This window comes from Microbacterium sp. NPDC055988 (genome assembly GCF_042269505.1).
Lineage (GTDB): Bacteria > Actinomycetota > Actinomycetes > Actinomycetales > Microbacteriaceae > Microbacterium.
This window is the reverse complement of record NZ_JBHJXY010000002.1, coordinates 152561-166487: the sequence shown is the minus strand read 5'-3', so window position 1 is coordinate 166487 and position 13927 is coordinate 152561. Positions and strand designations below refer to the sequence as shown.

General features: G+C 68.3%; 16 protein-coding genes. 9 read left to right on the top strand and 7 right to left on the bottom strand.

All coding sequences use genetic code 11. The features are described from left to right. Positions 1-33: 33 nt before the first annotated feature. Positions 34-1146 carry a BMP family protein gene (locus tag ACFC14_RS17920; RefSeq protein ID WP_376107661.1) on the bottom strand — a complete coding sequence of 371 codons (1113 nt, stop codon included), beginning with the start codon at positions 1144-1146 and terminating at the stop codon, positions 34-36. Between the two features lie 160 nt (positions 1147-1306). Continuing rightward, on the bottom strand, positions 1307-2422 hold the full coding sequence (locus tag ACFC14_RS17915) for a mannose-1-phosphate guanylyltransferase (RefSeq protein ID WP_376107658.1): 1116 nt from the start codon (positions 2420-2422) through the stop codon (positions 1307-1309). A gap of 179 nt (positions 2423-2601) precedes the next feature. Between ACFC14_RS17915 and sdhC the strand changes: the two genes are divergently transcribed. The 6 genes from sdhC to ACFC14_RS17885 all read left to right on the top strand — a co-directional run bounded on the left by sdhC (position 2602) and on the right by ACFC14_RS17885 (position 8283). Then, positions 2602-3036 (top strand): succinate dehydrogenase, cytochrome b556 subunit, encoded by a 435-nt coding sequence (gene sdhC, locus ACFC14_RS17910; protein WP_074731658.1) that lies wholly within the window; start codon positions 2602-2604, stop codon positions 3034-3036. Continuing rightward, positions 3036-3482 (top strand): succinate dehydrogenase hydrophobic membrane anchor subunit, encoded by a 447-nt coding sequence (locus tag ACFC14_RS17905; protein WP_301113129.1) that lies wholly within the window; start codon positions 3036-3038, stop codon positions 3480-3482. Before sdhC ends, ACFC14_RS17905 begins: the two co-directional genes overlap by 1 nt. 18 nt (positions 3483-3500) lie before the next feature. Next, positions 3501-5327 carry a succinate dehydrogenase flavoprotein subunit gene (sdhA, locus tag ACFC14_RS17900; RefSeq protein WP_091030825.1) on the top strand — a complete coding sequence of 609 codons (1827 nt, stop codon included), beginning with the start codon at positions 3501-3503 and terminating at the stop codon, positions 5325-5327. Positions 5328-5329: 2 nt separating this feature from the next. After that, complete coding sequence (locus tag ACFC14_RS17895; protein ID WP_105710885.1) at positions 5330-6097, top strand: succinate dehydrogenase iron-sulfur subunit; 768 nt, start codon at positions 5330-5332, stop codon at positions 6095-6097. A 127-nt stretch (positions 6098-6224) separates the two neighbouring features. After that, positions 6225-7433, top strand: a complete 1209-nt coding sequence (locus ACFC14_RS17890) for a YihY/virulence factor BrkB family protein (RefSeq protein ID WP_376107652.1) — start codon at positions 6225-6227, stop codon at positions 7431-7433. Between the two features lie 10 nt (positions 7434-7443). Beyond that, entirely contained in the window at positions 7444-8283 is an 840-nt protein-coding gene (locus ACFC14_RS17885) for an exodeoxyribonuclease III (protein WP_376107649.1), read from the top strand. Here ACFC14_RS17885 and ACFC14_RS17880 read toward each other — a convergent pair. After that, on the bottom strand, positions 8271-8939 hold the full coding sequence (locus ACFC14_RS17880) for a DUF4166 domain-containing protein (protein ID WP_376107646.1): 669 nt from the start codon (positions 8937-8939) through the stop codon (positions 8271-8273). The genes ACFC14_RS17885 and ACFC14_RS17880 overlap by 13 nt on opposite strands. Positions 8940-8984: 45 nt before the next feature. Here ACFC14_RS17880 and trpS point away from each other — a divergent pair, with 45 nt between their 5' ends. Further along, positions 8985-9989 carry a tryptophan--tRNA ligase gene (trpS, locus tag ACFC14_RS17875; protein WP_376107643.1) on the top strand — a complete coding sequence of 335 codons (1005 nt, stop codon included), beginning with the start codon at positions 8985-8987 and terminating at the stop codon, positions 9987-9989. Between the two features lie 22 nt (positions 9990-10011). Then, complete coding sequence (locus tag ACFC14_RS17870) at positions 10012-10686, top strand: hypothetical protein (RefSeq protein ID WP_376107640.1); 675 nt, start codon at positions 10012-10014, stop codon at positions 10684-10686. Between the two features lie 38 nt (positions 10687-10724). Here ACFC14_RS17870 and pth read toward each other — a convergent pair whose 3' ends face one another. Both pth and ACFC14_RS17860 read right to left on the bottom strand, forming a co-directional pair. Further along, positions 10725-11306 (bottom strand): aminoacyl-tRNA hydrolase, encoded by a 582-nt coding sequence (gene pth, locus ACFC14_RS17865; protein ID WP_376107637.1) that lies wholly within the window; start codon positions 11304-11306, stop codon positions 10725-10727. A gap of 100 nt (positions 11307-11406) precedes the next feature. After that, positions 11407-12018, bottom strand: coding sequence for a 50S ribosomal protein L25/general stress protein Ctc (locus tag ACFC14_RS17860; protein ID WP_376107634.1), 612 nt, complete (start codon positions 12016-12018; stop codon positions 11407-11409). Between the two features lie 223 nt (positions 12019-12241). Here ACFC14_RS17860 and ACFC14_RS17855 point away from each other — a divergent pair, with 223 nt between their 5' ends. Beyond that, entirely contained in the window at positions 12242-12367 is a 126-nt protein-coding gene (locus tag ACFC14_RS17855; RefSeq protein WP_376107631.1) for a hypothetical protein, read from the top strand. 27 nt (positions 12368-12394) lie between these two features. On the opposite strand, the gene ACFC14_RS17850 is transcribed toward ACFC14_RS17855, so the two are convergent. Next, positions 12395-12892: a gluconokinase gene (locus tag ACFC14_RS17850; protein ID WP_376107628.1), complete on the bottom strand. Its 498-nt coding sequence runs from the start codon at positions 12890-12892 to the stop codon at positions 12395-12397. Further along, entirely contained in the window at positions 12889-13926 is a 1038-nt protein-coding gene (locus ACFC14_RS17845) for an alcohol dehydrogenase catalytic domain-containing protein (protein ID WP_376107625.1), read from the bottom strand. The genes ACFC14_RS17850 and ACFC14_RS17845 overlap by 4 nt, the downstream gene beginning before the upstream one ends. Between the last annotated feature and the right edge of the window lies 1 nt (position 13927).

Below are 13927 nucleotides of genomic sequence, written 5' to 3'. Positions count from 1 at the left end.
TCACCACTCGCCCCGTGCTGGACCGGTTACGACTTACGGGGAGTTCTCGGACTCCACCGTGATGTCACCGGCGATGATCTGCTTCTGCAGCTCGGCCAGCTCGTCGACCAGGCCCTCGGGCAGGTCGCCCTCGAAGTCGCCGAAGCCGGAGAGCTTGACGCCCTCGTTCTCGAGCGTGCCGACGTACGGCGCTGCGTCGAACTCGCCGGCGGCAGCCGCGACGGTGGCGTCGTGCACGGCGACGTCGATCGCCTTCATGATCGAGACCAGCGTCATGCCGGCCACGTTCGGGTCAGCCACAGCGAGGTCGCTGTCGACGCCGAGCATCAGCGTGTCCTTGCCGCTGTCGGTGATCGCCGCAGCCGCGCTCTGGTAGACGGGGCCGCCGACCGGGAGGATGACGTCGACGCCCTGGTCGAGCACGCCCTGCGCGGTCTGCTTGGCGGTGTCGTTCGCGTCGAAGCCGCCCGTGAACGAGCCCTTCTGCGTCGCGGCATCCCAGCCGAAGACCTCGACCGCGGCCGACTTGTCCTCGTTGTACTTGTCGACGCCGAGCTGGTAGCCGTCCATGAACACGGCGACCGACGGGATCTGCATTCCGCCGAAGGTGCCGACCTTGTTCACGCCGCTCTGCGCGGACCATGCTGCCGCGGCGTAGCCGCCGAGGTAGGCCGCCTGCGCGGTGTCGAAGACGAGGGGCTTGATGTTCGGAGCATCGGTGGTGCCGTCGAAGTCGTTGTCGGCGTAGTCGTCGATGATCGCGTAGTCGATCTCGGGGTTCGCGAGCGCGGACTCGACCGTGGCTGCGGAGAGCTTGAAGCCGACCGCGACGATGAGCGAGCAGCCCTCGGAGACCGCGGTCTCGAGGTTCGGGGCGTAGTCGTTGTCGTTCGCCGACTCGAACTCGAGGGGCTTGATGCCGAGCTCGTCAGCCGCGCTGTCCATGCCCTCCTTGGCCGACTGGTTGAACGACTTGTCGTTCCAGCCGCCCGCGTCGGAGATGAGGCAGGGAAGGAAGTCGGAGTCGACCGGCTTCTCGGAGCCCTCGGGCTTGTCGGTCGGCGCCTGGCCGCAACCGGCGAGCGCGAAGATGACGCCCGCGGCGACGGTCGCGCCGAGCAGCTTCTTGGTGGTGGAGATGGTCAACTGATGCCTCCCTCAACGAAACCGCGGCCATCGCGGATCGATCAAAGTTACCTACTGTTTCGTCTTTTGCGCACGTGCGCAGCGGATGCGCTGGCCAAAGGTTACAAAGCTGAAATCAAGCCACCCGATGAGCGTGACGCCCTGCTCATCGGCGCACTCCTCAGAGCACGTCCCCGCGACCGGTGAGCTTCAGGGACTCGACCACACCCTTCACGCGCTGCGCGTGCTCCACGGTGGTGACCAGGAGCGCGTCGGGGGTGTCGACCACGACGATGTCCTGGACGCCCACCAGACTGATCACTCGCGACGTCTGGCTGACGAGGATCCCGCTCGCGCCGTCGGTGAGCACGCGCGCGTTCGGCCCGAGCACGGCGAGGTCGTTCTTGCGTCCGTTGTTGATGAGCTTGGTCAGCGAGGCGAAGTCCCCCACATCGTCCCAATCGAAATGACCGGGGACGACGGCGAGCCGTCCGCGGAGGGCAGCGGGCTCCGCTACCGCGTAGTCGATGGCGATCTTCTTCAGGCGCGGCCAGATGCGGTCCACCGCAGGACCGCGCAGCTCGCGGTCGTCCCAGGCCTCGGCGAGTTCGAGCAGCCCTGCGTGCAGCTCGGGTTCGTTCGCGGCGAGTTCCTCCAGCAGCACACTCGCCTTCGCGATAAACATGCCGGCGTTCCACAGATAGTCGCGATCGGCGAGGTACCCCTTCGCCGTCTCCAGGTCGGGCTTCTCGACGAAGCTCTCGACGAGGGCGGCCTCGCGCGCGCCGTCGACGACCAGCTCCGGACCCTTCTTGATGTAACCGAAGCCGATCGCGGGCTCGGTGGGCGAGATGCCGATGGTGCAGATGTATCCCTCGCGGGCGACCTCGACGGCGTCGCGCACCGCGAACTCGAACACTCGGGTGCTGCGGATCACGTGGTCGGCACTGAACGAGCCGATGATCACATCGGGCTCGCGCCGGTGCAGGATCGCGGCGGCGAGTCCGATCGCGGCGGCGGACTCCCGCGGCTCCGACTCCAGGAACACGTTGAGGTCGGCGATGCCCGGCAGCTCGGCTTCGACCGCGGCGCGGTGCGCACGGCCGGTGACCACGGCGATCCGGTCGGATCCGCTGAGCGGCTCCAGCCGGTCCCAGGTATCGCGGAGCAGCGAATGGCCCGACCCCGTGAGGTCGTGCAGGAACTTGGGTGCGTCCGCACGGGAGAGCGGCCAGAGGCGGCTGCCGATGCCGCCGGCGGGAATCACTGCGTAGAAATCCTTGATGGGTGCGCTCACCCTGCCAGGGTAGCCCGAGGAGACATCTCGACATCGAGATACTTAGGCTCCCCTTCGTCGCTCCCCGTCTTCGGACAGGAATAGGATGGACACCGATCGGGCGTGCCTGACTTCGACAGGCTCACACTTGAACGAGAGCAGCGCATGCGACCGACGCACATCGATCAGGGAGGACGACCGTGTCCACGAGCGCTCGCTTGACACCGTCGATTTCGGAAACCACGTCCAAGACCCCCCGCGGCACCCTTTATCGGGGCCGCGAAGGCATGTGGTCGTGGGTGCTTCACCGCATCACCGGAGTCGCCATCTTCTTCTTCCTGTTGGTGCACGTGCTCGACACGGCACTCATCAGGGTCTCGCCGGAGGCATACAACGCCGTGATCGGCACGTACAAGAACCCCGTCATGGCGCTCGGCGAGGTCGTGCTCGTGGCCGGCATCGTGTTCCACGCGATGAACGGCCTGCGCATCATCGCCGTCGACTTCTGGTCGAAGGGCGCCAAGTACCAGCGGCAGCTCTTCTGGGGCGTGCTGCTGGTGTGGGGCATCATCATGGCCGGCTTCGTGCCCCGCCACCTGATGCTCGCGTTCGCCGGGTTCGGAGGGGGACACTGATGACCGCGCAGACCATCGCCGCCCCGGCTCGCCGCCGACGCGGAGTCAACCTCGAGAAGTGGGGCTGGGTCTTCATGCGCGCATCGGGCATCGTGCTCGTCGTGCTGATCTTCGGCCACCTCTTCGTCAACCTCATGGTCGGCGAGGGCATCCACGCCCTCGACTTCGCATTCATCGCCGGCAAGTTCGCCACGCCGTTCTGGCAGTGGTGGGACGTGCTGATGCTGTGGCTCGCCCTGATCCACGGCGCCAACGGCATGCGCACGATCGTGAACGACTACGTCACGAACACCACCGCCCGGAAGGCCCTCACCTGGGCCCTGGGGCTCGCCGCCGGCCTGCTCATCATCCTCGGCACGCTCGTCGTCTTCACGTTCGACCCGTGCCTGGGTGTGACCGAGGACAGCGTCCTGTGGACCGAATGCGCCGCCCTGGTCGGGAACTGAGAAGAAGGCTAAGAAGAAGTGACTACCGAGACGCAGGATTCCGTCGTCCGTGACGGCGTGCACTACCACCAGTTCGACATCGTGATCGTGGGTGCCGGTGGCGCCGGCATGCGGGCGGCCATCGAGGCCGGCCCCGGGGCGAAGACCGCCGTGATCTCCAAGCTGTACCCGACGCGCTCGCACACCGGTGCGGCGCAGGGCGGCATGGCGGCAGCCCTCGCGAACGTCGAAGAGGACTCCTGGGAGTGGCACACGTTCGACACCGTCAAGGGCGGCGACTACCTCGTCGACCAGGACGCGGCGGAGATCCTCGCGAAGGAGGCCATCGAGGCGGTCATCGACCTCGAGAACATGGGTCTCCCCTTCAACCGCACGCCCGAGGGCAAGATCGACCAGCGCCGCTTCGGCGGGCACACCGCGGAGCACGGCAAGACCCCGGTCCGCCGCGCCTGCTACGCCGCCGACCGCACCGGCCACATGATCCTGCAGACGCTGTTCCAGAACTGCGTCAAGCTCGGCATCAACTTCTTCAACGAGTTCTACGTGCTCGACCTGCTGACGGTGAAGGACGCCGACGGCAAGACCCAGGTGTCGGGCGTCGTCGCGTACGACCTCTCGACCGGTGAGCTGCACGTGTTCCAGGCCAAGGCCGTGATCTTCGCTACCGGCGGCTTCGGAAAGATCTTCAAGACGACCTCCAACGCGCACACCCTCACGGGCGACGGCGTCGGCATCGTCTGGCGCAAGGGCCTCCCGCTCGAGGACCTGGAGTTCTTCCAGTTCCATCCGACCGGACTCGCAGGTCTCGGCATCCTCCTCACCGAGGGCGCACGAGGCGAGGGCGCGATCCTGCGCAACGCCTCCGGCGAGCGGTTCATGGAGCGCTACGCCCCGACCATCAAGGACCTCGCTCCGCGTGACATCGTCGCCCGCTGCATGGTGCAGGAGGTCGCGGAAGGCCGCGGCGCCGGCCCCCACAAGGACTACGTGCTGCTGGACTGCACACACCTGGGCGCCGAAGTCCTCGAGACCAAGCTCCCCGACATCACGGAATTCGCCCGCACGTACCTCGGTGTCGACCCGGTCGTCGAGCCGGTCCCGGTGATGCCGACCGCGCACTACGCCATGGGCGGCATCCCGACGAACAACAACGGCGAGGTCCTGGCCGACAACGACACGGTCGTCCCCGGACTGTACGCCGCCGGCGAGTGCGCCTGCGTCTCGGTGCACGGCGCGAACCGTCTCGGCACCAACTCGCTGCTCGACATCAATGTGTTCGGAAAGCGCAGTGGCCGCAACGCCGTCGAGTACGTCAAGACGGCCGAGTTCGTCCCGCTGCCCGAGAACCCCGCCGGCTTCGTCTCCGGGATGCTCGAGGACCTGCGCAACAACCAGGGCACCGAGCGGATCGCCGTGCTGCGCAAGACGCTGCAGGACGAGATGGACAAGGGCGCGCAGGTGTTCCGCACCCACGACTCGCTGCAGCACGTGCTGGGCGTGATCGCCGAGCTGCGTGAGCGCTACAAGAACGTGCACGTCGACGACAAGGGCAAGCGGTTCAACACCGACCTGCTCGAGGCCGTCGAGCTGGGCTTCCTGCTCGACATCGCCGAGGTCGTCGTCTACGCCGCGCAGAACCGGGAGGAGAGCCGCGGCGGCCACATGCGCGACGACTTCCCGACGCGCGACGACGAGAAGTACATGAAGCACACCATGGCCTACCTCACGGGCGACCCGCACTCGTCGACCCCGAGCGACCACATCAAGCTCGACTGGAAGCCCGTCGTCTTCACGAAGAACGATCAGGGCGAGTTGAACTACCCGCCGATGGAGAGGAAGTACTGAGCATGTCGAACGCCATCGCCGAAGCACCCGCGGACACGACCGCAGAGACCGGCATCCAGTCCTTCATCGTCACGTTCAACATCCGCCGGTTCGACCCGGAGGTCGACGCGGAGCCGCACTGGGTCGACTACGACGTGGAGCTGTATTCCACCGACCGCGTCCTCGACGCGCTGCACAAGATCAAGTGGGAGGTCGACGGCTCGCTGACCTTCCGCCGCTCGTGCGCGCACGGCATCTGCGGCTCCGACGCCATGCGCATCAACGGCCGCAACCGCCTGGCCTGCAAGACGCTGATCAAGGACCTCGACATCTCGAAGCCGATCTACGTCGAGGCGATCAAGGGTCTGCCGCTCGAGAAGGACCTCGTCGTCGACATGGAGCCGTTCTTCGCGTCGTACCGCGAGGTGCAGCCGTTCCTCGTCGCCAGCTCCGTCCCGGAGAAGGGCAAGGAGCGCGTCCAGACGATCGCCGACCGCGAGATCTTCGACGACACCACCAAGTGCATCCTGTGCGCCGCGTGCACCTCGTCGTGCCCTGTGTTCTGGACCGACGGCCAGTACTTCGGCCCGGCCGCCATCGTCAACGCGCACCGCTTCATCTTCGACTCCCGCGACGACAACGCGGCTGTGCGTCTGGACATCCTCAACGACAAGGAAGGCGTGTGGCGCTGCCGCACGACCTTCAACTGCTCCGAGGCCTGCCCGCGTGGCATCGAGGTCACCAAGGCCATCGCCGAGGTCAAGCAGGCAGTACTTCGCGGTCGTCCCTGACACGCCGCGTCAGGCGATCATCCGAGAACAGGCGGTTCCCATCGGGGACCGCCTGTTCTCGCGTGTCCCCCTGTTCTCGCGTCTCCGGCTGCTCTCGCATCGCGCGGTGCTTGGATAGGGTGGGAACGTGTCTGAACCCGATGGCTCCGCGGCCGAGCCCGGTCGCCTCGATGCGGCCGTGGAGCGCGCGACCGCGCTGACGCAGAAGACCCTCGCCCTGTTCCCCGTCCGGGTCTGGCGGCACTTCCTGCAGCACAACGGATTCCTTCTCGCGGCGGGGGTGAGCTATCAGGCGCTGTTCGCGATCTTCGCGGCGATCTACCTCGCGTTCGCGATCGCCGGCCTCTGGCTCGGCGGCAGCGAGGAAGCCGTCAACGGGCTGATCGACATGATCAACAGCTACATCCCCAACCTGATCCTCCCCGAGGGCGGCGTCTTCACCCCGGAGCAGGTGCAGGACGTCGCCGCGAGCACGGCCAACGTCCTCGGCGTCACCGGCCTGATCGCCCTCGGAACCGTCATCTGGACGGCCATCGGCTGGGTGACGTTCTCCCGGCGCGCGACCAGGGACATCTTCGGTCTTCCACCGGACCGGCGCAGCTACGTCATCCTGAAGGCCCGCGACCTGCTCGCGGCTCTGATCTTCGGCGTCTCGCTGATCGTCGGCTCGCTCCTCAGCTCCGCCAGTGCCGCGGTGCTCAGCTGGCTCCTCAGTCTGCTCGGATGGGATTCCGGCTCGGACGGACTGAACCTCGGCATCCGCATCGCGACCGTCATCGTCTCCTTCGCCCTGATGTCGACAGCGCTGGCGGCCATGGTCCGCTTTCTCACGGGAACGTCGCTGGAGTGGCGGACCATCTGGCCCGGCGCCCTTCTCGGCGGGGGCGCGATGACCGTGCTCCAGTACGGAGCCGGCTTCCTCCTGAGCTACACCCCCTCGAATCCGCTGCTCGCGACCTTCGCCATCTTCATCGGCCTCCTGTTGTGGTTCCGCGTGAACGGGGTCGTGATGCTGGTGGCCTCCTCGTGGATCGCGGTCGCCGCGCAGGACCGGGACCAGCCGCTGCTCGAGCAGACCGAGGCGGAGCGCCGATTGATCGAGTACGAGACCCTGCTCACCGCGGCCCGGATCCGCGTGCGAGAGGCTCGTGAGGCCCGCGACGCCGCACCCTGGTTCAGCGCGTGGACTGCCGGACGAGCCCTGCGCGCTGCGGAGAACGAGCTCGCGGCTCTCGAAGCCTCTCCTCCCCCGCCCGTGGCATCGCCCACCCCCTTCGCGCAGCGCCTCATCGCCGACCTGCACCGCCCGTCCCGGGATGTCGGCGACGCTCGTTAGGCTTGTTCCCATGCCCCATCTGCGTATCGCCACGGTCAATGTCAACGGGATCCGAGCGGCGGCTCGCAACGGGATGAGCACCTGGCTCGACGAGGCCGGGGTCGATATCCTCACGCTGCAGGAAGTCCGCGGACAGGACGAGCACCTGGAAGCCGCGCTGCCCGGCTGGTCGTTCGTCCATGACGAGGCCACCGCCAAGGGGCGCGCGGGCGTCGCCATCGCGAGCCGCACGCCGGCCATCGCTTCGCGCACCGAGTTCGGGCCGGAGGACTTCGACTCCAAGGGCCGCTGGATCGAGGCGGACTTCGTGATCGGCGACCGCCCGCTGACCGTCGTGAGCGCGTACGTGCATTCCGGCGAGGCCGACACCCCGAAGCAGGACGAGAAGTGGAAGTTCCTCGACGCGTTCGGCACGCGGCTCGGCGAGCTCGGGGCCGGCGGCGCACTCGCGCTCGTGACCGGCGACCTGAACGTCGGGCACCGCGAGCTCGACATCAAGAACTGGCGCGGCAACCGCAAGAAGGCCGGGTTCCTGCCCCGCGAACGTGCCTACTTCGACCGCTTCCTCGGCGAGTCGGGGGCGGAGGTCACCGCTGTCGACGGCACGATCGGCACCGGTCTCGGCTGGGTCGACGTGGGCCGCCGGTTCCACGGCGAGATCGACGGCCCGTACACGTGGTGGTCGATGCGCGGCCAGGCCTTCGACAACGACTCGGGGTGGCGCATCGACTATCACCTCGCGACACCGGCACTCGCCGAACGCGTCACGACCTATCACGTTGCCCGCGCGGCGGCCTACGATCAGCGCTGGAGCGACCACGCTCCGGTCGTCGTCGACTACTCGTACTGACGGGGTCCGGCGGCGTCGTCGGGAACCGCGGGGGAAGCCGCGTAGCGGTACCAACCGCGATACTCGAGGACCGTCCCGAGCAGAGGACTCGTGGCCCGCATCACTATGGTGCGATGCTTCTCCGCCTCGTCCCAGCCGTCGACGAGGTCGACATCGAGGCGCAGGATGCCGCGGAGCGTGATCCGGCGCCCGCCGATGCGGAGGGCGACCGCGCGGGAGCGCATCCGCAGAGCCCCCTCCGCCGTGACGGAACACTCTTCGAGCATCTCCACCCGCCCGCGGGCCCCCAGGACGTTATGCACGATCCCGGGGCGGGCGGTCGCCGTGAGCCGATCCGTGATGCGCTGAGTCGTCCCCGAGAACCGGAACTCCCTCGTGGCGGCGAGGGTCGCCCGCCCCGAACTCGACCGGCCGGCGACGGTGTGGATCCGGAACGGGACATCGCGGGCGAAACGCGTGACGAGCAGGCCCGGACCCACCACCGGGAGTGCCAGGGCGGTGAGTCGGCCGAACCTGCTGCCGGCCACGGCGAACACGCCCTCGGCACTGTCGCTCTCGGCCTCGATCCGCATCTGCGCGAGGATCTCCGGGTGCAGCCGCTCCGCGTCGTCGCCGAGCGCGGCGAGGAAGACGGCACCCCTGGATTCCCGCGTCATGCGCCCATCGTAAGGGCCGCGCACGCACCCCATAGGATTGAGGGTGTGACGAAGCCTCGCCTTTACTCCGGAATGCAGCCCTCCGCCGACTCCCTCCAGATCGGCAACTACATCGGCGCGCTGCTCCAGTGGCGAGACCTGCAGAGCTCCTACGATGCGTACTTCTCGGTCGTCGACCTGCACGCGCTCACGGTCGCTCAAGACCCGGCCGAGCTCCGTGAGAAGACGCGTCGCACCGCCGCGCAGTACATCGCCGCGGGTATCGAGCCGTCACTGTCGACCCTGTACGTGCAGTCCCACGTGCGCGCGCACGCCGAGCTCGCCTGGATCCTCAGCACGATCACCGGTTTCGGCGAGGCCGGCCGGATGACGCAGTTCAAGGACAAGTCGTCGCGGTACGGAGCCGATGCAACCAGCGTCGGCCTGTTCACGTATCCGGTCCTCATGGCCGCCGACATCCTGCTCTACCAGACCGATGTGGTGCCGGTGGGCGACGACCAGAAGCAGCACGTCGAACTCACCCGTGATCTCGCCGAGCGCTTCAACTCCCGCTTCGGCGAGACCTTCACGGTGCCGATGCCGGTCATCCAGAAGGAGACCGCGCGCATCTACGACCTGCAGAACCCGACCGCCAAGATGTCGAAGTCGGCGGAGAGCGACGCGGGGGTCCTGTGGATGCTCGACGACCCCGCGAAGTCGGCGAAGAAGATCATGCGGGCGGTGACCGACAACGAGGGCTCCGTGCGCTTCGACCGGGAGAACAAGCCCGGCGTCTCGAACCTGCTCACGATCTACGCGGCGCTCAGCGGTCGCCAGGTCGCAGCGATCGAGGACGAGTACGCGGGTCGCGGCTACGGCGACTTCAAGAAGGGCCTCGCCGAGGTCGTCGTCAACGAGTTCGAGCCGGTGCGCGCGCGTGCGCTCGAACTGCTCGACGATCCCGCCGAACTCGACCGCATCCTGGCGGAGAACGCCGGACGCGCGGACGCCGTCGCCGACGCCACCCTGTCGAACGTGTACGACCGCGTGGGGCTCCTCCGGCGCGTCTGAGCCGCGCCCTAGGATGGGGGACGTGACTGATCCGCAGCTGCCTCCCCCTTCCGGTGCCGCGCCCTCCGCGCCGCCGGCACCGCCCGCGACGACGGTTCCGCCGGTGCCGGAAGCTCCTTTCGGCGCAGTGCCGCCTCCGGCAGCCCCCGGCTATCCCGCCGCAGCGCCGACGTATCCTGTCGCACCGCCCTACGTGACAGCGCCGAACGCGCCGGCTGCCGCGTATCCGGCAGCGCCTCCGGGCGCCTACCAGGTCCCCGTCGGCGGCTATGCCGCCCCGGCGGGCGCCTACACGGCCCCCGACACCACGGTCCGCCCCTCGGGGCTGCTCGGCACGATCTCGCTGGTCCTCGCGCTCCTCGCCGCGGTCGTCGCCCCCATCGTCGTCGGCATCGCCGCCTTCGAGATCGGACGCGTCCTCCCGCAGGGTGTCACGACGACCACGACCGAAGATCTCAGCGTGCTCTCCCCCGCGCGCGATCAGGTTCTCTGGGCCGAGCTGTCCTTCTGGATCGGCACCATCCTCGGGATCGCCGCGATCGTGCTCGGCATCGTCGCCATCGCCAAGCGCCGGGGCCGCGGCACCGGTATCGCGGCAATCATCGTCGCCGTGCTCGGCGCGGTCATCTTCTTCACCGTGCTGGTCGCCGCTCTTGCGGCCGGCGGCGCCGCCGGCTTCGCGACCTACTCGTCCTGACGACGCTCGCGGGGCCTCGGAAGCGGGTCAGCGCCGCGTCAGCGCGGTGCGTGATGCTTCTGCTGCGCCGCGAGGAGTCCTTCTCCGACGAGGAGTTCGACCGCGTCGGCCGCATCGTCGATGAGGATCGGCAGGTTCGGCCGTTCCTCCTTGCCGAAGGGTGACAGCACCCAGTCGGCGGGGTCCTGGCGGCCGACCGGACGGCCGATCCCCACACGCACCCGGGGGAACTCCGCCGAGCCGAGAGCCCGGGCGATATCGCGCACGCCGTTGTGGCCCCCGTGCCCTCCACCGATCTTGAGCTTGACCGTGTCGAAGGGGATGTCGAGTTCGTCGTGCACGACCACGACCTGCTCGGCGGGCACCGAGTAGAAGCGCGCCAACGCTGCGACCGGCGTGCCCGAGACGTTCATGAAGGTGTTCGGCTTGGCCAGCACGAGCTTGTCCGCGCCAGGACGCAGCCATGTCTCGACGACGCGCGCTCCGCCCTTGTGCTCGCGGAACGCCTCGCTGCGTCGCGAGGCCAGCTCGTCGACCACCATCTGCCCGATGTTGTGACGGGTGGCCTCATATCGCGGGCCGGGGTTGCCGAGCCCCACCACGAGCCAGGTGGATGCCATGTCGTCGTCCTCTCACTCCTCGGGCCGCGAAGCCTCGGTCTGGATACGACAGAGGGGACGCGATCGGATCGCGTCCCCTCTGTGATGAATCAGCCGGAGATCACTCCGCGGCGGCCTCTTCGGCTGCCTCGGTGGCCTCGCCCTCGACCTCGGCCTCGTCATCCTCGGTCGGTGCGGCCGGGACGGAGATCGCGACGACGAGGACCTCGGGGTCGGAGAGCAGCGTGGAGCCCTTGGGAAGCTTCACGTCGGCACCGGTGATGTGCGCGCCCTCTTCCAGGCCCTCGACCGAGACCTCGATGTTCTGCGGGATGTGCGTGGCCTCGGCCTCGATCGACAGCGTGGTCGCGTCGAGGTTCACGATGGTGCCGGCAGCCGACTCGCCCGTGACGACGATCGGCACGTCGATGGCGACCTTCTCGCCCTTCTTCACGACGAGCAGGTCGATGTGCTCGATGATCTGGTGCACCGGGTCGCGCTGGACGTCCTTGACGAGGGCGAGCTGGCCCTTGCCCTCGATGTCGAGCTCGAGCAGCGCGTTGGCGCGACGGATGATGAGCGAGACCTGGTGGCCCGGCAGCGCGACGTGCACCGGCTCGGTGCCGTGGCCGTAGATGACGGCGGGGATCTTGCCGGCGGCGCGGAGGCGGCGGGCGAAGCCCTTGCCGAAGCTCTCGCGGAGCTCGGCCTGGACCTTGGTGTCTTCAGACATGGGGTTCTCCTTCGGGGCACGCAGCGAAGGCGCCGCGCGGTGGTCTTGGAATTGTCGAACTCGCTGACGCAGGAGGAAAGCCACCGGGCTTGCTTCGCCGCGTCGATAACGGATGAACGCGCACGCGCAGAAGCATCCCTCGCCGAGGTACAGCCTCAATGGTACCGGATGACCCGATAGGCTGAGGACACCGGTCCTTTTCTGCAGAACACGGAGAACCCCCATGCTCGACGGCGCCTTCCTCTCGCACGCAATCCTCTGGCTGATCGGCGCCATGACCGTGTGCGCCGCCGTCACGTCGTTCTTCGCTCTGTTCGCCATGGGGCGCTCGAGCTACCGTAAGGACTGAGTGCGGTCCAGAGGGACTGACTGCGGTTCAGGCCGCCGGCGCCTGCACCGCATCGCGGATGAGGCGCAGCTCCTCGTCCAGAGCCAGTGACGCCGAGACCCGGATCCCGTTCTCATCGTCCTGCAGCGACTCCAGGGTCTCCAACTGCGAATCCAGCAGCGACGCGGGCATGAAGTGCTCTGCGCGCTGCGTCAGGCGCGCCTCCAGCGTGGCGCGCTCGACCACCAGCTCCACGAAGAACGCGTCCGGCGCCTCCTCGCGGATCGCGTCCCGGTAACGGCGGCGCAACGCGGAGCAGGCGATGACGATCCGATCCTCGCCGTGGAGCGCCGCTCCGACGGTGCGAAGCCACGGCATCCGGTCCCCATCGTCGAGCGGGATGCCGGCGGCCATCTTCTCGACGTTCGTCAGCGGATGCAGGTCGTCGCCGTCGATGAAGCGCGCACCGATGCTCTCGGCGAGCGCTGCGCCGACCGTGGACTTGCCGCAGCCGCTGGGACCCATCACGACGATGCGCACACTCATATCTCCAGGCCGAAGTCGATGAGCACCTTGCAGGAGCTCGCGGGATCGGCTGCCAGCGCGAAGGCATCGTGAGAACGCTCGACGGGCAGCACCTCGCTGATGATACCGCGGACGTCCAGGCTGCCGTCGGCGAGCGCGGCGATGACGTCGTCGAACTCGTCGCCGAAGCGGAACGAGCCGCGAAGCGTCAATTCGCGGGTGATGGCCGTGGCCAGAGGGGCCGGCACGTCTCCCCCACGCTGTAGGCCGAGCAGCACGACCGTCCCGCCGCGGATCGCCGCCGAGACCGCGGCCGCGAGTCCGGGCACGGTACCGCTGGACTCGACCACGATGTCGGCGTGGAGCTCGGCGATCTCCGCCTCGGCCCTGGCATCGATCGCTCGGATACCGCGCGCCTCGGCGATCTCACGCGGACGCTGCTGCAGGTCTGTGACGGTCACGGACGCCGCGCCGCCGCGCTGGGCGACAGCGGCGACCAGCTGACCGATCGGGCCGGCGCCGATGACGACGACACGGCGCCCGCGCACCTCGCCGGCTCGCTGCAGGGCATGCCAGGCGACGGCCGCGGGCTCGGCCAGCGCGGCGGTTCTGAGATCGAGACCCGCGGGCAGGGGATGCAGCATGCGCGTGGGCATCGCAGCGCGCCGTGCGAATGCACCCTGCGTGTGCGGCAGGTGCATCGCCGAGCCGAGGTACGTCGATGCCGGCGCGAGATTCGGCTGATCGGACGGCCAAGGCGTGCGCTCGTCGCCGTACGCGGTGAGCGGGTGCACGGCCACCGAGGTTCCGACGGCGGGACCCGAGCCGTCCGCCGCGGCGACGGCCACGACACCTGAGACCTCGTGACCCAGGATCATCGGCTCGCGCAGCACCGAGGCCCCGGCCGCGCCGTGCCGGAAGTAGTGCAGGTCGGAGCCGCAGATTCCCCCGTAGGCGATGTCGATGACCGCCTCGTCGGTGTGGGGCGCGGGAGCGCCGATGTCGTCGATGCGCAGATCTTCGGCGGCGTGGGCCACCACGGCGAGATTGTCCACC

Bases quoted from the DNA above. Each gene is read 5' to 3' on its own strand.
- ACFC14_RS17905 (WP_301113129.1), top strand. From the start codon at position 3,036: ATGACCGCGCAGACCATCGCCGCCCCGGCTCGCCGCCGACGCGGAGTC.
- ACFC14_RS17895 (WP_105710885.1), top strand. From the start codon at position 5,330: ATGTCGAACGCCATCGCCGAAGCACCCGCGGACACGACCGCAGAGACC.
- ACFC14_RS17885 (WP_376107649.1), top strand. From the start codon at position 7,444: ATGCCCCATCTGCGTATCGCCACGGTCAATGTCAACGGGATCCGAGCG.
- ACFC14_RS17880 (WP_376107646.1), bottom strand. From the start codon at position 8,939: ATGACGCGGGAATCCAGGGGTGCCGTCTTCCTCGCCGCGCTCGGCGAC.
- pth (WP_376107637.1), bottom strand. From the start codon at position 11,306: ATGGCATCCACCTGGCTCGTGGTGGGGCTCGGCAACCCCGGCCCGCGA.
- ACFC14_RS17860 (WP_376107634.1), bottom strand. From the start codon at position 12,018: ATGTCTGAAGACACCAAGGTCCAGGCCGAGCTCCGCGAGAGCTTCGGC.
- ACFC14_RS17855 (WP_376107631.1), top strand. From the start codon at position 12,242: ATGCTCGACGGCGCCTTCCTCTCGCACGCAATCCTCTGGCTGATCGGC.
- ACFC14_RS17850 (WP_376107628.1), bottom strand. From the start codon at position 12,892: ATGAGTGTGCGCATCGTCGTGATGGGTCCCAGCGGCTGCGGCAAGTCC.